17 protein-coding genes and 1 pseudogene are annotated in these 17,381 nt (G+C 75.4%); 7 read left to right on the top strand and 11 right to left on the bottom strand.

Annotation, left to right across the window (positions count from 1 at the left end; translation table 11 throughout):
* Positions 1 to 111: 111 nt before the first annotated feature.
* The 4 genes from ACUJ8O_RS03465 to ACUJ8O_RS03450 form a co-directional block, all read right to left on the bottom strand.
* Positions 112 to 873: a sensor histidine kinase gene (locus ACUJ8O_RS03465; RefSeq protein ID WP_135101458.1), complete on the bottom strand. Its 762-nt coding sequence runs from the start codon at positions 871 to 873 to the stop codon at positions 112 to 114.
* Complete coding sequence (locus ACUJ8O_RS03460; protein WP_135101456.1) at positions 822 to 1,466, bottom strand: hypothetical protein; 645 nt, start codon at positions 1,464 to 1,466, stop codon at positions 822 to 824. Before ACUJ8O_RS03460 ends, ACUJ8O_RS03465 begins: the two co-directional genes overlap by 52 nt.
* Positions 1,463 to 2,128 (bottom strand): response regulator transcription factor, encoded by a 666-nt coding sequence (locus ACUJ8O_RS03455; RefSeq protein WP_135101454.1) that lies wholly within the window; start codon positions 2,126 to 2,128, stop codon positions 1,463 to 1,465. The genes ACUJ8O_RS03460 and ACUJ8O_RS03455 overlap by 4 nt, the downstream gene beginning before the upstream one ends.
* 316 nt (positions 2,129 to 2,444) lie before the next feature.
* Complete coding sequence (locus ACUJ8O_RS03450; protein WP_049147037.1) at positions 2,445 to 3,899, bottom strand: L-lactate permease; 1,455 nt, start codon at positions 3,897 to 3,899, stop codon at positions 2,445 to 2,447.
* A gap of 80 nt (positions 3,900 to 3,979) precedes the next feature.
* On the opposite strand from ACUJ8O_RS03450, the gene ACUJ8O_RS03445 reads away from it, so the two are divergent.
* From ACUJ8O_RS03445 to ACUJ8O_RS03430, 4 genes are all read left to right on the top strand, one after another.
* Positions 3,980 to 5,131, top strand: a complete 1,152-nt coding sequence (locus tag ACUJ8O_RS03445; protein WP_158184722.1) for an NAD(P)H-dependent flavin oxidoreductase — start codon at positions 3,980 to 3,982, stop codon at positions 5,129 to 5,131.
* Between the two features lie 65 nt (positions 5,132 to 5,196).
* The gene (locus tag ACUJ8O_RS03440; RefSeq protein ID WP_366365681.1) at positions 5,197 to 6,609 is read left to right on the top strand and encodes a sensor histidine kinase; all 1,413 of its coding nucleotides are present in this window, start codon (positions 5,197 to 5,199) and stop codon (positions 6,607 to 6,609) included.
* A 38-nt stretch (positions 6,610 to 6,647) separates the two neighbouring features.
* A complete protein-coding gene (locus tag ACUJ8O_RS03435; protein ID WP_366365680.1) occupies positions 6,648 to 7,340 on the top strand; it encodes a response regulator transcription factor in 693 nt (230 codons plus the stop codon).
* A gap of 352 nt (positions 7,341 to 7,692) precedes the next feature.
* Positions 7,693 to 7,959 (top strand): hypothetical protein, encoded by a 267-nt coding sequence (locus ACUJ8O_RS03430; RefSeq protein ID WP_044659312.1) that lies wholly within the window; start codon positions 7,693 to 7,695, stop codon positions 7,957 to 7,959.
* A gap of 13 nt (positions 7,960 to 7,972) precedes the next feature.
* On the opposite strand, the gene ACUJ8O_RS03425 is transcribed toward ACUJ8O_RS03430, so the two are convergent.
* On the bottom strand, positions 7,973 to 8,548 hold the full coding sequence (locus tag ACUJ8O_RS03425; protein ID WP_445373147.1) for a TetR/AcrR family transcriptional regulator: 576 nt from the start codon (positions 8,546 to 8,548) through the stop codon (positions 7,973 to 7,975).
* Positions 8,549 to 8,713: 165 nt separating this feature from the next.
* Here ACUJ8O_RS03425 and ACUJ8O_RS03420 point away from each other — a divergent pair.
* Both ACUJ8O_RS03420 and ACUJ8O_RS03415 read left to right on the top strand, forming a co-directional pair.
* Positions 8,714 to 9,193, top strand: a pseudogene (locus tag ACUJ8O_RS03420) (ABC transporter ATP-binding protein); the annotation flags it as partial.
* Positions 9,194 to 9,312: 119 nt separating this feature from the next.
* Positions 9,313 to 10,173 carry a VOC family protein gene (locus tag ACUJ8O_RS03415; protein WP_445373146.1) on the top strand — a complete coding sequence of 287 codons (861 nt, stop codon included), beginning with the start codon at positions 9,313 to 9,315 and terminating at the stop codon, positions 10,171 to 10,173.
* 89 nt (positions 10,174 to 10,262) lie between these two features.
* On the opposite strand, the gene ACUJ8O_RS03410 is transcribed toward ACUJ8O_RS03415, so the two are convergent.
* The 5 genes from ACUJ8O_RS03410 to ACUJ8O_RS03390 form a co-directional block, all read right to left on the bottom strand.
* A complete protein-coding gene (locus ACUJ8O_RS03410) occupies positions 10,263 to 11,273 on the bottom strand; it encodes a bile acid:sodium symporter family protein (RefSeq protein ID WP_036336767.1) in 1,011 nt (336 codons plus the stop codon).
* A 118-nt stretch (positions 11,274 to 11,391) separates the two neighbouring features.
* Positions 11,392 to 12,387: a hypothetical protein gene (locus ACUJ8O_RS03405; RefSeq protein ID WP_445373145.1), complete on the bottom strand. Its 996-nt coding sequence runs from the start codon at positions 12,385 to 12,387 to the stop codon at positions 11,392 to 11,394.
* Between the two features lie 178 nt (positions 12,388 to 12,565).
* Entirely contained in the window at positions 12,566 to 14,428 is a 1,863-nt protein-coding gene (locus tag ACUJ8O_RS03400; protein ID WP_371506703.1) for an ABC transporter ATP-binding protein, read from the bottom strand.
* A 58-nt stretch (positions 14,429 to 14,486) separates the two neighbouring features.
* Positions 14,487 to 14,957 carry an NUDIX hydrolase gene (locus ACUJ8O_RS03395; RefSeq protein ID WP_010079918.1) on the bottom strand — a complete coding sequence of 157 codons (471 nt, stop codon included), beginning with the start codon at positions 14,955 to 14,957 and terminating at the stop codon, positions 14,487 to 14,489.
* 25 nt (positions 14,958 to 14,982) lie between these two features.
* Positions 14,983 to 15,813 (bottom strand): LysE/ArgO family amino acid transporter, encoded by an 831-nt coding sequence (locus tag ACUJ8O_RS03390; protein ID WP_371506705.1) that lies wholly within the window; start codon positions 15,811 to 15,813, stop codon positions 14,983 to 14,985.
* 69 nt (positions 15,814 to 15,882) lie between these two features.
* Between ACUJ8O_RS03390 and ACUJ8O_RS03385 the strand changes: the two genes are divergently transcribed.
* Positions 15,883 to 16,806 (top strand): ArgP/LysG family DNA-binding transcriptional regulator, encoded by a 924-nt coding sequence (locus tag ACUJ8O_RS03385; protein ID WP_371506706.1) that lies wholly within the window; start codon positions 15,883 to 15,885, stop codon positions 16,804 to 16,806.
* A gap of 94 nt (positions 16,807 to 16,900) precedes the next feature.
* Here ACUJ8O_RS03385 and ACUJ8O_RS03380 read toward each other — a convergent pair whose 3' ends face one another.
* A complete protein-coding gene (locus ACUJ8O_RS03380; protein ID WP_371506707.1) occupies positions 16,901 to 17,287 on the bottom strand; it encodes a WGxxGxxG family protein in 387 nt (128 codons plus the stop codon).
* Positions 17,288 to 17,381 lie beyond the last annotated feature (94 nt).

Genomic DNA, 17,381 nt, shown 5'->3' with positions numbered 1-17,381 from the left:
CACCCCACCCCGTCCCTTTGGGGGCGAAAGTGGGCGGTATCCCGCGCGGATACCGCCCACTTTCGCCCCCGGACGCGGGAGGACGCGGGAGGACGCGGCTGCCGCCCCGGCTCAGCGCAGCGGCAGCTCGGCGCGCACCACCCAGCAGCCGTCCAGCGGGCCGGCCGTGAGGGTGCCGCCGAACACGGCCACGCGCTCGCGCATGCCGGCCAGGCCGAAGCCGCTGGCCATCGCGACCACCACGCGGTCCCGGCGGGGCTCGCCCTCGTCCATGGGGCTGGCGATGCACAGCACGAGGCGGTCCGCGCCCTCGAGCTCCGAGGTCAGGCGCACCGTGCCGCGGCGCGGGGCGTGCTTGAGGATGTTCGTCACCGACTCCTGCACCACGCGCAGCACGGTCAGCTCCAGGGAGCGCGGCAGCTCGTCCAGCTCGGTCAGCGAGCGCTCCACCGCGAACCCGGCCGCGTGCAGGCGGGCCTCGAACTCGTCGAGGCGGGCCGGCAGGTCCACGACGGCGTCCCCCTCCGTCGTCTGCGCGTTGCGGGAGGAGCCGCGCAGGGCGGTGAGCATGCGGCGCAGGTCCACGAGGGACTGCCGGGCGGCCTGCTCGATGGCCTTCTCCGCGGCGGCCCGCTTCTCCGGGTCCCTCTGGGTGGGCAGCATGGCGGCCTGCATCGAGATCACGGTGAGCCCGTGCGCGACGACGTCGTGCAGCTCCGCCGCGATCCGCTGCCGCTCGGCCTCCGCCGCGCAGGCGGCGGCCTCCTCGGCCCGGCGCAGGGCCGCCTCGCGGTCCCGGGCCCGATGCCGGGACCGGCGGATCATGAAGGCCGGCACCGCCACGCACAGCGCGAGGATGAGCGTGACGACCATGACGCCCTTGAGGCTGTCCTCGTCCGCCCACGTGCCGTCCGTGAGGACCTCGCCCGCGACGGTGAACAGGGGATGAGGGCGCCCAGGGCGGACCAGACGAACACCCGGTGCGAGTACCGGGTCACCATGGCGGCGCCGAGGATGACCCCGCCGCTGAACGCCTGCGGGGTGAAGTGCGCGTGGTCCGTCTCCACGAGGCCCACCAGACCGAACGCGCTCCCGAGCAGCACGAACACCGCCGCGAGGGTGGGCTGCCACCCGAACAGCAGCGTGACCAGCACACTCGCCAGGAACAGGACCCAGCGCAGGAGCGGCTCCCGCCGCTCACCCGTCAGCCCGCCGTCCTCCTCGAAGATGGCCGCGAGTTCGGGGTCGGCGCTCAGCCCGGCCGCCACCATGGGCCCCAGCACCAGGGTGAGGATCTCCCCCAGCACCATGAGCCCGACGATCACGTAGAGGACGATCCGCATGTGCCGGGAGACGGGCTCCGCGCGCAGGATCGCCGGCAGGCGGGAGTCCAGGGGCGAATCGGCGGGTGGGCGCGACGTCGCCGTCGTCGTGGGCCGGGCGGGGGCGGGCGCCGCGGTGCTCATCCGATGTCCACGAGGCCCGCGCGGGCGGCGCGGATGAGGATCTGCACGCGGTCGCGGACCTGCCACTTGTCCAGGACCTTGCCGATGTGGGACTTCACCGTGGCCTCGGCGAGGAACAGGGCGCCGGCGATCTCCGCGTTGGAGGCGCCCTTGGCGAGCTCGCGGACCACGTCCAGCTCGCGCTCGGTGAGGCGCTCGTGCGGGGCGAGCGGCTCGGCCGGGCCCGGGGCGGCGTGCTCGGGGGCCGCGGTGACGGCCTCCACGAGATCGGCGGCCACGGGGGCGGAGAACACGGCATCCCCGGCGTGGACCCGGCGGACGGCGTCCACGACCTCGGCCGGCGGGGCGTCCTTCACGAGGTAGCCGGCAGCGCCGGCGCGCAGGGCGGGGACGAGGTACTGCTCGGAAGAGAAGGTGGTGATCGCCAGGATGCGCACGCCCGGGGCCTCGGCGGAGATGCGCGCGGTGGCCTCGACCCCGTCCATGCGGGGCATCTGCATGTCCATCAGCACGACGTCGGGGGCCAGCGTGCGGGCCGCCTCGAGGGCCTGGACCCCGTCCTCGGCGGAGCCGACCACCTCGAGGTCCTCCGCCTGGGCCACGAAGTGCTCGAGGGCGGTGCGCATCAACGCCTGGTCGTCGGCCACGACTACTCGGATCATGGCGCCCAGCCTAGGCGGCGCACAGGCCGCCGCGCGTCCGCCGAAGGTCGACGTCGGCCCCCGCCTCGGGGCGGACCGGGCCGGCCACCGCGCCCGGCCGGCCACCGCAGTCCCGGCGCCTCCGTGGGCAGACCCCGCAACCCCATCGCCTTCGTGGGCAGAACCCACAACCCCGTCGCCTCCGTGGGCAGAACCCACAACCCCATCGCCTCCGTGGGCAGAAGAGAGGGCACTTCTGCCCACGGAACGCTCTGGCCTGCCGCTTCCGCCCACGGAACCGGGCCGCCCCACCCGGGCCCCGCTCCACCCCCGCGCGTCACCGCGGCAGCAGGAACCAGCCCATCACGGCCATGCCGAGGATCCCGGCGAGCATGGCCGGCAGCAGCACCACGAACAGGTTCCGCCGCGTCACGGCCCAGCCGGGCATCTGCGGCGACTGCGCCCCCGCGGCCATGCCGTGGGCCACCTGGATGCGAGCGGGCCCGGCGACGATGCCCCAGCCCGCGGCCGCGTTGTGCAGGCCGTTGGACCAGGGCGGGGGGACGCCCAGGGCGGCGCCCGTGTCCATCTGCAGGGGGCCGATCAGGGCCATGGCCCCGGTGTTCGAGGCCGTGATGAAGCCGGCGAACGCACCGAGGAACGGCATCGCCACCAGGTAGGACTCCCCCATCCCGCTGAGCGCGCCCGCGAGCGCCTGCGAGACCCCGCCGGCGGAGAGGATGAGCCCGAACGCCACGTAGAGCGCGTTGGGGATGGCGGTGCCCACCCACAGCTTCCCGGCCTCGCGGGGGACGCGGCGGCGGGCGGCGGCGTCGAGGTGGAGCAGCTGCACGCCCACGCCCACCGCCACGAACGCCCACAGCGCCGGCGTCCCCACGAGGGCCGCCGCCCCCTCGAGTCCGAACGCGCCCTTCACGGTGGTGCCCAGCACGGTGCCGGCCATGAGCGTCAGGTACGGCACCACGTCCCGCCCCGGCCCGGGCAGCAGCCGGCCGCCGCGGATCACGAGGAGCCAGGCCACGGTGAGCACGAACGTGGCGACGGCGCCCGCCGGCGCGGTGCCGACCACGAGGTTCGCCCCCAGGATCAGCGCCCACTGGGCGACCCCGGAGAGCACGGCGACGCCGAGCCAGGGCAGTGTCCGGGCCGGGCCGGCGTCGACTCGCATGCCGCGCGCCCCGCGCAGCAGCAGCACCGTGGCCACGCCCGCCACCAGGCAGGCCGGCAGGTTGAACACCGCGGCGGTGACCCCGATCTCCCGGAAGTCCAGGCCGAACAGCCGGGCGCCCATGAGCGTGCCCGGCGCCATGGACCCCCACGGCCCGATCGTGAGCGCGAGGACGGAGATCAGCGCGGACCGGAACGCCGTGTAGCCCAGACCCAGCAGCAGCGGCACGCCCACGATCAGGGAGACGCCGAACCCGGTCACGGTCTCGAGGAACGGGATGACGCCGTGCACCATGAGCAGCGCGGTCGCGATCGTGGGGCCGTTGCCCGCCGACAGCCACGCGGCCAGGCGCGCGTGCCCGCCCGAGTACTCCATGACGCGGGACAGGGTGATGCCGCCGGCGATGATCGCCAGGATCTCGAGCAGCGTGGGCACGCCGGCGCCGATCGCGCCGCCCAGGTCGCCCGGGGCCACGCCGAAGGCCGTGAGGGCCAGCAGCACGGCCACGGCCGTCCCGGCCGCCGGGGCCACCCACGCGGGCAGCCGGGTGAGCAGCAGCACGAGGGTGAGCAGGATGGGCGAGAGCGCGAGCAGCACCTCCACGACGCACCTCCCTCTCCTCGTGTACCCCGCCCCACTGTAGGCGCGGGGCGGGTCCGGGCCCTCCCCCTACGCTGGGGGTCATGACGCAGCCATCCCACGACGACGTCACCCGCGCCCGCCTGATCCCGCCCGTGCCCGTGGCGGTGGCCCCGATGGCCGGCGGCCCCTCGACCCCGGAGCTGGTGGCCGCCGTCGTGGGCGCCGGCGGCGGCGGGTTCCTCGCCGGCGGCATGCGGACGGCCGTGCAGATGCGCGCGCAGGTGGACGCGCTGCGCGCGCTGCTGGGCGCGGAGGGGCCGGACCGCTGGGGCGTGAACCTGTTCGTCCCGGACGCGGTGAACACGGCGATCCCCGCCGCCGCACGCACCGCGGCCGCACGGTCGGCGCGGACGGCGGCCGTCGCCGCGTACCGGGCGGGCCTGACGGCCGACGGCGCCGCCGGCCTGCCCACCGCCGCGGACGTCGTCCCGGACCCGGACGCCGAACGGGCCGACTTCGACGCCCTGCTCACCGCCGCCGAGGAGCAGGCGTGGCCGCTGGTCTCCTTCACGTTCGGCCTGCCGGCCGCGGACGTGTTCGCCCGGCTGGCCGAGGCGGGCGTCCCGACCGGGGCCACCGTGACGGACGCGGCCGAGGCGCGGGCCGCCCTCGAGCACGGAGCCGCGTTCCTCGTGGTGCAGGGCCACCGCGCCGGTGGGCACCGGGGCACGTCGGACCCGGCTGCGGAGCCGACCCGCGCCGAGCTGCCGACGGTGCTGGCGGCGGTGCGCGACGTCGTCGGGACGGGGGCCGCGAGCGCCGCGCCCGTGGTGGCCGCCGGCGGCGTGGGCACCGCCGAGGACGTGCGCGCCCTGCTGACCGCCGGCGCGGACGCCGTCTCGGCCGGCACCGCGTTCCTCCTCACCCCGGAGGCGGGCACCTCGGCGGCGCACCGGGCCGCCGTCGCGGCGTGTGCGGCCGGGACACGCTTCTCCGCTGACGACGGCCGGGCCCGCACCGGCCTGACCCGCGCCTACACGGGGCGGTGGGCGCGGTCGCTGGTCACCGCGTTCATGGCGGAGCACCCGGACGCCCCCGCCGCGTACCCCGAGGTCAACGTCCTGACGAAGGGGCTGCGCGCCGCCGCCGCGGCCGCCGGCGACCTCGAGCGCGTCCACCTGTGGGCCGGCACCGAGGCGCACCGGGTCCGGGAGGCGCCGGCCGCCGACGTCCTCGCCTCCCTCGCGCCCTGAGGACCGTCCCGGATCATCCCGCGGACTGACGCCGGCCCCTCGGCCTGCGGCCTAGGCTGGCCCGCGTGAACCCCCTGCGCCGCCTCGACCAGTGGACGCGCCTGCACCCCGTGCGCACGGACGTGATGGCCGCCGCAGCCCTGTTCACCGTACTCGTGGCGCTCCCGTGGATCGCGCTCGGGCCGATGGTCGCCCCGGACCCCCAGGGCAGGCAGACGGCCGTCTCCCTCCTGGCCGGGGCCGGCATGGTCCTGCCGTGGGCCGTGCGCCGGGTGCGCCCGGTGGCCTCGGCCGCCGTCGTGACGGCCGCGGCCGTCCTGCACCTGCTCGCCGGGCCCGAGTTCAGCATGTCCCTGCTGATGGTGCCGCTCACCGTCTACAACCTCGCCGCGAACGCGCCCCGGAGCATCTCCGTGGCCGGGCTCCTCACGGGGCTGGCCGGCGGCGTGGCCAACGGGGTGAAGGTGTGGCTGTTCCCGGCGCAGTTCGTCACGCCCGACGGCCTCACCGTCCGCTCCCCCGCGGAGCCGCTGGCCATGGTCATCATGGCGATCGGCTGCGGGCTCGTGGTGCTCACCGCGTGGGCGTTCGGCGACGTCGTGCGCAACCGCCGCCTCGCCGTGCGCGCCCTCGAGGACCGCGCCCACCGCCTCGAGGTGCAGTCCCGGCAGGAGCGCGAGCTCGCCGCCGCCGACGAGCGCAGCCACATCGCCCGGGAGATGCACGACATCGTCGCCCACTCCCTGCAGGTGGTCATCTCCCAGGCCGACGGCGCCCGGTACGCCGCCGCCGCCAAGCCCGCGCTCGCGGTCACCGCGCTCGAGACCATCGGCCAGACCGGCCGCTCCGCGCTCGCGGACATGCGCCAGCTGCTCGGCGTGCTCCGCGAGACCGGCGAGACCGTGGCCGGGGTGCCCGGCGTGACCGACGACGACGCCCGGCGGCCCGCCGCCGACGGCGCCCCCGCACGGCCTGCCGACCCCGCACGGCCTGCCGACCCCGCACCGGACCGCGCGGACGCCGCCGGGACGCGTCCCGACGTCGTCGCCTCCCCCGACGGCCGCGGCACCCGCCGGCCCCAGCCGCGGCTCGCGGACCTGCCCGCGCTCGTGGAGACGATGCGCCTCTCCGGACTCGAGGTGTCCCTGCTCGAGACCGGCACGCCCCGCCGTGCGCTGCCGGCGGGAGGCGAGTTGGCCGCGTACCGGATCGTGCAGGAGGCGCTGACCAACACGCTGCGCCACGGCGGGCCGGACGCGGACGCGTTCGTCACGCTCGCCTGGACGGCGCGCGGCCTGGACCTGCAGATCGACGACGACGGCTGCGGCGCCGCCGCCGACCCCGCCACCCGGGGCAGCGGCCAGGGTCTGCGGGGGGCCGCCGAGCGGACGGCCCTGTTCGGCGGGACGCTCGAGTCGGGGCCGCGCGTCGGGGCCGGGTACCGCGTGTCCGCCCACCTGCCGTACTCGGCGGTGTGAGGGGCGGCCGCCCCCGCCCGACTTGAGAGGATGACCCCATGAGCTCCGAGGAGACCGCCCCCGTCCGCGTGGCCCTGGTGGACGACCAGGCGTTGATCCGGTCCGGGCTGGCCATGCTCGTGGACTCGCAGCCGGACCTGACGGTCGTGGCGGAGGCGGGCAGCGGGCACGAAGCGGTGGCGTCGGTGTCCGTGGCGGGCGCCGACGTCGTGCTGATGGACGTGCGCATGCCGGAGATGGACGGCATCGAGGCCACCCGCGCGCTGCTGCGCCGGCCGGACGCCCCGCGCGTCGTGGTGCTGACCACCTTCGACCTGGACGAGTACGCCTTCGACGCGATCGAGGCGGGCGCCAGCGGCTTCCTGCTCAAGGACGCCCCGCCCGAGGAGCTGCTCGCCGCGATCCGCACGGTGCACCGGGGCGACGCCGTGATCGCCCCGTCCACGACGCGCCGGCTCCTGACGCACATGGCCCCGCGTCTGCGCTCGGACCAGGTCCGCAGCGCCGAGTGCGAGGAGCAGCAGGCGGCCGTGGCGTCGCTGACCCCGCGCGAGCACGAGGTGCTGGTGCTCATGGCGCAGGGCGCCGCGAACCTGGAGATCGCCGCCGAGCTCGTGCTCTCCGAGGCCACCGTGAAGACGCACGTGGGCCGGGTGCTGGCCAAGCTCGGCGCCCGCGACCGCGTGCAGGCCGTGCTCATCGCCCACCGCGCGGGCCTCGTGCAGTTCTGACCCGCCGTTCCGGCACGCCCCCGCTCCCGCTCCATCCCTGCCCCGCTCCTGCCCCACCCCTCGTCGAGGCCCGCAGACACGCCGCTACGCCGACGTCGTAGCGGCGTGTCTGCCGGCCTCAGCGGTCGGCCGGGGCGGCGGGGCCCTTCCCTGAGCCACTCCCCAGGCACCTGCCAGCACAATCACAGGTCATACTTGGGTATGAGTCGGACGCCCCGAGGTTCATCCTCATGGCCCTGCCGGTGCGCCCACCGCCTCCGCGATGCTGGACGCAGGCCCCGCAGCGGGTCCGCCGCCGGGGTGCACGCGCCGACGGCCGCCCCGGCCCGACGCGCACTGGAGGAGAGGCACCATGACCGGCAGCATCCTGGACCACCCCGCCCCGACGACGTCCCGCGCCTCCGACCCAGCCGCCGAGCGGGCGCAGCGGGACAGCGAATGCGTGGCCTTCTTCGTCGCACTGGTGACGGCCGCCGTCGTGATGCTGGGCCTGAGCCTGTTCACGGGCGTCGAGGGGCTGCTGCGCCTGGCGCTCACCGCGGGCGCCGGCCTGCTCGCCGGCGCCGTCGCGTGGGCCACCGCCCGCCCCGTCCTGGAGGACGACGCCCCGGGCGACTGACCCGGCTGCGCCCTCAGGGCCGCAGGCCGCGCAGGTACGTGTCCAGCAGCCAGCGCCGCTGGTCCGGGCCGTGGCCCAGCAGCGCGCACTCCGGCGACCGGGTGACCATGAGCAGGCCGAACAGGTAGTCCGCCCCGGTCACGTCCGGGCCCACGAGCCCGGCCCGCCGCGCCTCGGCCACCACCTGGTCCGCGAGCTCGAGGATCACACGCTCGGCCTCGGCGATGAGGGCCTCGGGCGGCCGGTCGGCGGGGTCGAAGTCGTCCCGGGCCGCCGCGAGCGAGGCCAGGTTCACGGCCCCCAGGTCCTCGGCGAGCCGCCGCCACCGCGCCTCGGCCCCGCCGTCGCGCTCGTCCCCGGCCGCCCCGTCGAGGAAGGCCTGCAGGATCCCTCCGGTGCGGGCCACGACGTCCTCGAGCACGGCGTCCAGCAGATCCCGACGCGTGGGGAAGTGCCGGTACAGCGTGCCCACGCCGACCCCGGCCTCCTGCGCCACCCCGCGGAGGGACATCGCGGCCCCCTGGGTGGCGATGAGACGGCCGGCGGCCGCCAGCAGGTCCTGGCGGTTGGCGGGGGCGTCGGTTCTCATGTCCCCATCATCCCACTCCGCCCGGCACCGCCCGGCGGCGGGGGCCTGACGCCCTCGGGTCCACGCCTCGCCGGCCCGCCTCATCCCCGGGCATGACCCGCCGCCCGCAGAGGTGGTCCCCTCCTCCGATCCGCCCCGCCGCGTCCGCGCGGAAGAGTGGCCGCCATGGACACCGCTTCCCCCGCACACCCCTTCTCCCCCACGACCCCCGGCCCCGTCGCGCCGGGGCCGGGCACGCCGTCGTCGTCCGCCACCACGACGACGGCGCCCGCCGTCTGCGCCCGCGGCCTCACCCGCGCCTACGGGCGCGGTGACGCGCAGGTGCACGCCCTGCGCGGGGTGGACGTGGACTTCGCCTCGGGCGCGTTCACCGCGATCATGGGGCCCTCGGGGTCGGGCAAGTCGACGCTCCTGCACTGCCTGGCCGGGCTGGACGCGCGGACCTCGGGCTCCGTGAGGATCGGCGGCACGGAGATCACAGGACTGGACGACACCGCCCTGACCCGCCTGCGCCACCGCCCGCACGAGCTCTCGGGCGGTCAGCAGCAGCGCGTCGCCGTCGCCCGCGCCCTGCTCACCCGACCGGGCGTCGTGTTCGGGGACGAGCCCACCGGCAACCTGGACACCGCCACCTCCACCGAGGTGTGAGCAGGCGGGGCGCGGTGCGTGCGAGCCGCGCCCCACAGCTCGGCGCCGGTCCGCGGCCCCGGCGACGCGCCCGAGACCTCGTGACGGGGTCCCGGGCGCGCCCTACGCTGAGCCGCATGAGCGAGACCCTCCTCGCTGCCCCTGCCGCCCCCGCCGGCTCCCCCGCCTGGATCGACTACACCGCCCCCGACTTCGCCCGCCAGCGGGCCTTCTACGAGGCCCTCTTCGGTTGGACCTTCACCGACTCCGGCGAAGAGTTCGGCCACTACCTGATGATCACCAAGGACGGCGCCTCCGTGGGCGGCGCCATGGACGCCGACCAGGTCTCGCAGATGACCGGCGAGGACCCCCTGCCCGCCGCGTGGACCGTCTACCTGCGCACGCAGGACATGGACGCCACCCTCACCGCGGTGCGGGAGAACGGCGGCGCCGTGCTCGTGGACGCGATGCCCGTCGGCGACCTCGGCGTGATGGCCGTGGCCGAGGGCCCGGGCCACGAGGTCGTGGGCTTCTGGCAGTCCGGCACCTTCCCCGGCCACGATCTGCCGCTCACCCCCGGCACCTCCGTGTGGTTCGAGCTCCTGACCACCCGCTTCGACGAGTCCGCCGAGTTCTACCGCGCCGTGGCCGGCTGGCAGCCCACCCTGATGGGGGACGACGACGCCCCGGAGGACACGCAGACCGTAGCCGACGCCGAGGACGCGGCCCACGACAGCCCCCGCTACGCGACGAACCACCCGTTCGACCGCGCGACCGCGGGCCTGTGCGACGCGCGGGCCTGGCTGCCGCCGAACACCGTGGGGTACTGGCGCGTGTACTTCGCCGTGGCGGACACGGACCGCGCGCTCGAGGTGATCCGCGAGCACGGCGGCACGGTCCTGGACGGCCCCCAGGACTCCCCGTTCGGCCGCGTCACCACCGTGCTGGACCCCGCCGGGGCCACGTTCCAGATCAACGAGCCGCCGGCCGAGGGCTGACGGCCGCCGTCGTCGACCGACGACCGTTGACCGTCCGGAATCGTCTGCGGATCTGACCCTTCTGGACGTCCGATCCCGCCTCGGAAGGGTCAGATCCGCAGACGATCCGCCGGGGCCGAACCGGGGACGCCCGCGGCCCTGCGGCCGTCCGCACGGCGGTAGGCCATGGCGAGCACGGCCCCGGAGAGGTTGTGCCAGATCGAGAACACGGCGCCCGGCAGGGCCGCCGCCGGCGAGATGTACTGCGCCGCGAGGCCCGCAGCGAGGCCCGAGTTCTGCATGCCGACCTCGATCGAGACCGTGCGCGCCACGGGCGTGGGCAGCCGGAACAGCTTCGCCGCGCCGTAGCCGAGCAGGTAGCCGAGCCCGTTGTGCAGCACCACCGCGGCGAACACCAGCAGACCCGCCGACAGCACGCGGGAGGCGCTGTTGCCGACGACGGCGGCCACCACCAGCGCGATGAACACCACCGAGACCCACGGCAGGGCGGGCAGCACGCGGTCGACGACGCGGCGCAGCAGCAGGCGCACGACGAGTCCGCCCAGGACCGGCAGGAGCACGATGTTCACGATGGACTTCGCCATGGCGCCACCGTCGACGGCCATGTACTGGCCTGCCAGCCACAGGGTGAGCAGCGGCGTGAGCAGCGGAGCCAGGAGCGTGGACACGGAGGTCATGGCCACGGACAGGGCGGTGTCGGCGCGGGCGAGGTAGCTGACCACGTTCGAGGACGTGCCGCCCGGGGCCGAGCCCACGAGGATCACGCCCGCCGCGAGCTCGGGCGGCAGCTGGAGCACGACGGCGACGCCGAGCCCCAGCAGCGGCATGATCGCGTACTGCGCCACCACGCCCAGCAGCACGGGCAGCGGCCGGCGGGCGACGAGGCCGAAGTCCGGAAGGGTCAGCGTCAGGCCCATGCCGAACATGATGATCCCGAGGAACAGGTTGACCTGGGGCAGCAGCGTCTTCGCGGCGGTCGGGGCGAGGAAGCCCACGAGCGCGGCGGCGAGCACCAGCAGCGGGAAGACGGTGACGGCGATGCGTGCGGAGCGGTCTTCCGCGCGGCGGGCGTCGGTGGGGGCGGGATCCGGTGCGGTCATCCCGTCATGGTAGGAGCGCGACCGCGGTGCGTCGTCGCGTGACGCGGCATCGTCGTCGGCCTTCCGGAGTCTTCTGCGCCTCTGACCCTTCTGGACGTCCGCTCCCGCCCCAGAAGGGTCAGGTCCGCAGACGATCCTCCGCGCCACCGGCGTCGAGACCGCCACGCTCCGCGATCGCGGCCCGCACCAGCGCCACCGTCTCGACGAATCCCCGCCACCGGTCCGTCCCCGCCACCCGGACGTTGAGCCAGCCCTGACGCAGGAACACCGCGTCCCGGCGGGTGTCCTTGCCGACCTGCGCGGCGCCGTCGTGGGTCTTGCCCTCGTAGTGGATCGCGATCCGCCACCGCCGGTAGCCGAGGTCCGCGCTCGCGGGGTGCCACAGCGAGTAGTCGGGGTCCCAGAGCTCGATCTGCAGGTCCGGCTCGGGCAGCCCCGCGGCCATCAGCGCCAGGCGCAGCTCGGTCTCGACCGGGGAGTCGGACCCGGTGCGCACGAGCGCCAGCGCCTCCCGCGCCCGCACGATCCCGGCCTCGCCGGTGTGCCGCTCGAGCGCGGCGTCGAGCTCGCGGCGGGTGGCCAGCGCGACCTTCCCCCGCCTCTCGTCCTCCCGGGCCAGGCGATCTCCGACCGCCACGAGCGCGTCCCGGTCCAGGACGGTGGCCAGGTGGAACCAGGTGTCGGCGTGCGAGGTCCACCGCAGCCCGTGCAGCCGGTCCCGCCGCACGAGGACGCGGTCCAGGTCCACGAGCCGGGTGCGCACGCCGGGCACCCGCAGCACCCGGCGGGTGCGGGACCGCAGGACAGTGGGACGCACCCGGGCCTTCACGTCCTCCGGGAGGGGCCAGCCCAGCAGCCGGGCCACGGACTCTCCGGTCACCACGACGTCGGGACGCATCGCCGCCAGGTCCTGCAGCCGGGACAGCTCGGTGGCGAGGGGGCGCGCGGGCGGCGTCACCCCGGTGACAGGGCCGATCCAGCGATAGTGGCCGTGCGCGACGCGTTCGACGTCCCGGCTGCGCAGCCGCGACCCGGACACGCCAGCGGCCAGCGCCTCCGCCCGCGTGAACGGGGCGTCCTGGAGATGGGCGGGGAAGGGTCCGGGCACGCGCATGGCCCCGATCCTGCTCGCTCCCGACGCCGGCGGGTCGGGTTGTCCACAGGCCATGCGGCGGAGTCGGGGCGACGTCGTCGTGGGCGTCCTGCCGCGCGCGGGGAATCCGTTGCACATCTGACCCTTCCGGGCCGCCGCGCAGCGCTCGGAAGGGTCGGATCCGCAGAAGATTCCGGGATCACCCGCTCAGCCCGTACTCCTTCAGCATCTTCCGGGCCTCCTGGGTGCCGGCCCTCTGCAGCTCGAGCAGCTGCGCGTAGATCCCGCCGGACGCGGCCAGCTCGGCCGGGGTCCCGATCTCCTGCACCTGCCCGCCGCGCAGCGTGACGATCCGGTCCACGGACGCGATCGTGCTCAGCCGGTGCGCCACGATCAGGCTCGACCGCCCCACCATCAGGTCCTCGAGGGCCGCCTGCACGAGCCGTTCGGACTTCGTGTCCAGTGCGGAGGTGGCCTCGTCCAGCACAAGGATCGGCGCGTCCTTCAGCACGGCCCGCGCCACCGCGATCCGCTGCCTCTGCCCGCCGGACAGCCGCAGCCCCCGCTCGCCGATCACCTGGTCGTAGCCGTCGTCGAACGCCTCCACGAACCCGTCCGCGAACGCCGCCTTCGCCGCGGCCCGGACGCGTTCGTCGGAGGCGTCGGCGTCCGCGTAGGCGATGTTCTCGCGCACCGTCCCGGAGAACAGGCTCGGCTCCTGGAACACGGTGGCGATCCGCCCGCGCAGCGCGGCCAGGTCCAGCCCGGCGACGTCCTGTCCGAACACCTCGATGCGTCCGCTCGTCACCGGGTACAGCCCCAGCAGCAGGTGCGCGATGGTCGACTTCCCGCCGCCCGACTCGCCCACGAGCGCCACCCTGGCACCCTGAGGGATGTCGAAGGACACGCGGTCCAGCACGGGGCGGGAGGCGTCGGCGTCGTAGGCGAAGGAGACCTCGTCGAAGCGGACTGCCGGCACGTCCGCGGGGACGTCCGGCGCACCCGCCACGACGTCGGCCCGCGGCTCCGCCGGCGCGCGCGGTGCGTCCGCGCCCGCCACCGCGAGCGCCGCCCCGCCGGCCCGCTCGCGCTCCTCGGCGAGCACCTCGAAGTAGTCCTTCGACCCGGCGACGGCCCGCTGGGCGGAGTCCACGAGGAAGCTCATGGAGAAGATCGGCTGCCGGGCCATGTTCATCAGCTGCAGGAGGATCACCATGTCGCCCACGGAGAACAGGCCCTGCGCGGTGCGGACGAACACGATCAGGTACATCGCGCCGAAGGCCACGTTCAGGGCGAGCCGGCGCCCGGCGTCCATGCCGTGCCAGAACCGGGACTGCTGCCGGGTGATTCCCACGGTCCGCAGGAACCGGTCGCGGAACCCGCTGAGCTCGTGGTCCTGCCGGTTGTAGGCCCGCACCACGGACATCTGGGAGACCACCTCGGCGAACCGCCCCGAGGCGATGTCCACCTCCGTGTTCTTCTCCCCCTCCCACACCTGCCACTTCGTGGAGGTGCGCGCGGTGAGCCACATGTACACGGGGAAGACGACGGCCAGCAGGATCGCCAGCGGCCACCAGTAGAACGCGGTGATCACGAGCACCGCGGCGGTGGTGATGAGCATGGTGAACGCGTTGTTCGCGAAGAACTGCAGGAACTGGGTGAGCTCGTTGATGGTGCGGTTCAACCGGTTGACGACCCGCCCGGTGATCGCGGTGTCGAAGTACCGCTGGGGCAGGTGCAGCAGCTGCTCGAAGTACCGCGTGGAGAGGATGGTGCGCATGCGTGCGGCCATCACGTCGCCCCAGTAGCCGCCGACGCTCACCACCAGGGTGGTCGCCACCTCGACGGCGAGGAACGCGACCGCCAGCCAGGTCACCGCGGTGACGGCCTCGGCCACGTCGGTCTCCCCCGCGACGGCGGCGACGATCCGGTCCGTGGCCGCACCGATCAGGAACGGGGTGGCCAGGGCCAGCACCGCGGCCAGCACGGAGCTGACGGCGATGCCGAGGTAGAGGCGGTGGAGCTGGGGCGCGAAGCGCAGGATGCGGAGCAGCGACGTCACCGGGCCAGGCTAGTGGCCGGGGCGGACGTCAGCGCGGGCCGGTCGGCCCGCGCTGACGTCAGAACGGGGGCGTGGCGGCGACGGCGGCCAGCACGGGGTGCAGCAGCGGGGCCACGCCGTGCCCGCCCGGTGCGGCCGGGGCGGCGGGGTCCATCCAGTGCAGCTCGACGATCTCGTCCGTCGGCTCGGGGACCTCGTGCCGGGCGACGGGCCGCCACAGCGCGAACACCTCCGAGTGCAGGGCGGCGCCGGGTTCGTTGGCGGCGGCGGTGTCCCACGCGCCCAGGCGGGTCAGCTCGTCCGGGCGCAGGCGCAGCCCGGTCTCCTCGGCCACCTCGCGGACGGCGGTGTCCACGGGGGCCTCGCCGGGCAGGTGCTTGCCGCCGGGGAACATGAACATGGCGGTGCCGGCCTTGCGGACGGTCAGCACGCGGCGGTCCGGGCGGGCCAGCACGACGGCGGAGACGCGGATGACCTCCCCGGCCGCGACGGTCGGCGTGCGGGCGGAGTCGGAAGGGGAAGGACTCATGCCCCCATCATCCTCTCCGCGCGGCTCAGAGGAGCGTGAGCCCCACCTTCACGGCGATTCCCAGCATGAGCACGCCCACCACGGCGTCCACGATCCGCCACGTCCGCGCCGAGTCCATGGACGGGGCGAGCTTGGTGCCGCCCCAGCCGAGCGCGGTGAACCACACGAGGGAGGCCGCCAACGCGCCGCCCACGTACGTCCACTTCGCCGCCCCGAACGTCTGCGCGAAGGTGCCCATCATGACCACGGTGTCGAGGATGGCGTGCGGGTTCACCAGGGAGACGGACAGCGCCAGCAGGATGATCCGCGGCAGCGGCGTCTGCGGACGGTCCAGCGCCATGCGGCGCGGCTGCACGCGCTGCCGCACCGTCACCGACCCGCCGCCCGAGGGGGCGCCGACGCCGGGCGCGCCGTCGTCGTGATGCCCGACGCCGGCCCCGGCCGGCTCGCGCTCGGCCAGGCGGCCGGTCGCCGGGTCGATCAGCGGCAGCTCGCCGGTGAGGACCGCGAGGTCCATGCGGTCGGGGCCGTGCCCGGTCCCCGCGCCGTCCGCGGCCGCGGTGCTGAGGGTCCGGTCCCCGCGCCAGGCGGAGCGCAGCGCGCCCACGGCGAACGCGAGGAGGTAGACCACGCCGGCCACGGTCAGCGCGGGCACGAGCCACGGCCAGCGTTCGGCCACCACGCCCACGCCGCCGGCGCCGAGCACGAGCAGCGCCACATCGGCCACGAAGCACACGGTCAGGACGGTCCACACGCGGTCGCGTCGGACGATCTGGCGCAGCAGGAACAGGGTCTGCGCGCCGATGGCGACGATGAGGGCGAGGTAGGTCAGGAATCCGGTGGCGAAGATGGTCACCGAGCGAGGATAGGAGCCGTCCCACGTCCGTGCCATCGCGATCTTCTTCAGGATCTGAAGACATCCTTCATGGCCACCCCTACCCTGGACCGCATGAACTCCGACCACCTGCGCGCACTCGTCGCGGCCGTCGACCACGGCACCTTCGACGCCGCCGCGGACTCCCTGCGGATCTCCGGCTCGGCCTTCTCGCAGCGGATCAAGGCCCTGGAGCGGCAGGTGGGCCAGGTGCTCCTGGCCCGCACCGTCCCCGTCCGGCCGACCGCGGCCGGAGAGCGCATGCTCCGCCTCGCCCGGCAGACCCTCGCACTCGAGGACGAGGCGCTCGCCGCACTCGGCCGGGGCGACGGCGGCCGCGTGCCGCTGCGCGTGGCCCTCAACGCGGACTCCCTCGACACGTGGTGGGAGCACGTGCTGCGCGAGGCGGCGACGTGGGACGACGTCGTCCTGCAGATGCAGTCCGAGGACCAGGAGCACACCGCCGTCCTGCTGCGGGACGGTGCGGTGGTGGCCGCCGTGACGGACGACCCCACGCCCGTGGCCGGGTGCACCTCCACCCCGCTGGGCACGATGCGCTATCACGCGGTGTGCGCGTCCTTCCTGCTGGAGCTGCACCGCGACGCGCGGGGCCGGGTGGACTTCGGCTCGCTGCCGATCGTGGACTACGGCCCCCGCGACGGCCTGCAGCGCACGGTGCTGCGCCGCGTCACCCGGGGCCGCCCCGCGATCGTCCCGCCGACCCACCTGGTGCCGTCCGTGCACGCGTATCTGCGGGCGGTGGAGCTCGGGCTGGGCTGGGGCATGCTCCCTTCGGTGCAGATCCCGCCGGGCGTGCTCGAGGGCCGCCACCCCGATCTCGAGCCGATCCCGGCCCTCGGCGCGGTCGACGTGCACCTGCACTGGCAGCGTTGGACGGCCGGGACCGCGGCTCTGGACCGCCTCACGGACGCGGTGCTGCGCGCCGCGCCCTCCGCCGGGGACACCGCGGACTGACGGGCGCATTCGAGACCCGCCCCGGACGCGCCGCGACCCCCGCCTCAGGGACGGGGGTCGCGGTCACGGGCCGCTCGGGGCGGCCGGGGTCGGGTCAGCGGCCGTCGCCGGTGCCCGGGCGGCGGGTGTCCGCGCCCTCGGCGCGCACGTCGCCGGCGCGGTCGTCCACGCGGTGCACGTCATGGTCGCGGTGCGCGCCGCCCACGTGGTGGTCGCGGCGCACGGGCTCGGCGTGCACCTCACGCTTGCGGCGGCCGGCCAGGCCCGCCAGGCCCAGCAGGCCGGCCAGGCCCCACAGGCCCCAGTTGCCGTTGTCGTCCTTCTCCTCCTCCTGGGGGGCGGGCGACTCGGAGGCCGGTGCCGTCGTGGCGGCCTCGGTGGCCGGGGCCGTGGTCTGCGCGACGGCGGCGGGGGCACCGAGGCCGGTGACGACGGCGGCGCCGAGGGTCAGGGCGGTGGCGGTGCGGCGGATGTCAGTCATGATCGTGCTCCTCTCACCGGCGGCCTGCGCCGACCGGCGTCGGGGTGGATCGGCCGGAAGTCCCGGACGACCCTTTCGGTCATACACAGGCACC

Source organism: Micrococcus sp. EWR3.9.1 (assembly GCF_052615555.1).
Note: the sequence above shows the minus strand (reverse complement) of the source record. Positions and strands in the feature narration are given on the sequence as shown.

Excerpts from the sequence above, each read along its gene's own strand:
- ACUJ8O_RS03455 (WP_135101454.1), bottom strand. The coding sequence starts at position 2,128 with ATGATCCGAGTAGTCGTGGCCGACGACCAGGCGTTGATGCGCACCGCC.
- ACUJ8O_RS03445 (WP_158184722.1), top strand. The coding sequence starts at position 3,980 with ATGACGCAGCCATCCCACGACGACGTCACCCGCGCCCGCCTGATCCCG.
- ACUJ8O_RS03435 (WP_366365680.1), top strand. The coding sequence starts at position 6,648 with ATGAGCTCCGAGGAGACCGCCCCCGTCCGCGTGGCCCTGGTGGACGAC.
- ACUJ8O_RS03460 (WP_135101456.1), bottom strand. The coding sequence starts at position 1,466 with ATGAGCACCGCGGCGCCCGCCCCCGCCCGGCCCACGACGACGGCGACG.
- ACUJ8O_RS03405 (WP_445373145.1), bottom strand. The coding sequence starts at position 12,387 with ATGCGCGTGCCCGGACCCTTCCCCGCCCATCTCCAGGACGCCCCGTTC.
- ACUJ8O_RS03410 (WP_036336767.1), bottom strand. The coding sequence starts at position 11,273 with ATGACCGCACCGGATCCCGCCCCCACCGACGCCCGCCGCGCGGAAGAC.
- ACUJ8O_RS03385 (WP_371506706.1), top strand. The coding sequence starts at position 15,883 with ATGGCCACCCCTACCCTGGACCGCATGAACTCCGACCACCTGCGCGCA.
- ACUJ8O_RS03430 (WP_044659312.1), top strand. The coding sequence starts at position 7,693 with ATGACCGGCAGCATCCTGGACCACCCCGCCCCGACGACGTCCCGCGCC.
- ACUJ8O_RS03380 (WP_371506707.1), bottom strand. The coding sequence starts at position 17,287 with ATGACTGACATCCGCCGCACCGCCACCGCCCTGACCCTCGGCGCCGCC.
- ACUJ8O_RS03415 (WP_445373146.1), top strand. The coding sequence starts at position 9,313 with ATGAGCGAGACCCTCCTCGCTGCCCCTGCCGCCCCCGCCGGCTCCCCC.
- ACUJ8O_RS03465 (WP_135101458.1), bottom strand. The coding sequence starts at position 873 with ATGGTCGTCACGCTCATCCTCGCGCTGTGCGTGGCGGTGCCGGCCTTC.
- ACUJ8O_RS03395 (WP_010079918.1), bottom strand. The coding sequence starts at position 14,957 with ATGAGTCCTTCCCCTTCCGACTCCGCCCGCACGCCGACCGTCGCGGCC.
- ACUJ8O_RS03425 (WP_445373147.1), bottom strand. The coding sequence starts at position 8,548 with ATGAGAACCGACGCCCCCGCCAACCGCCAGGACCTGCTGGCGGCCGCC.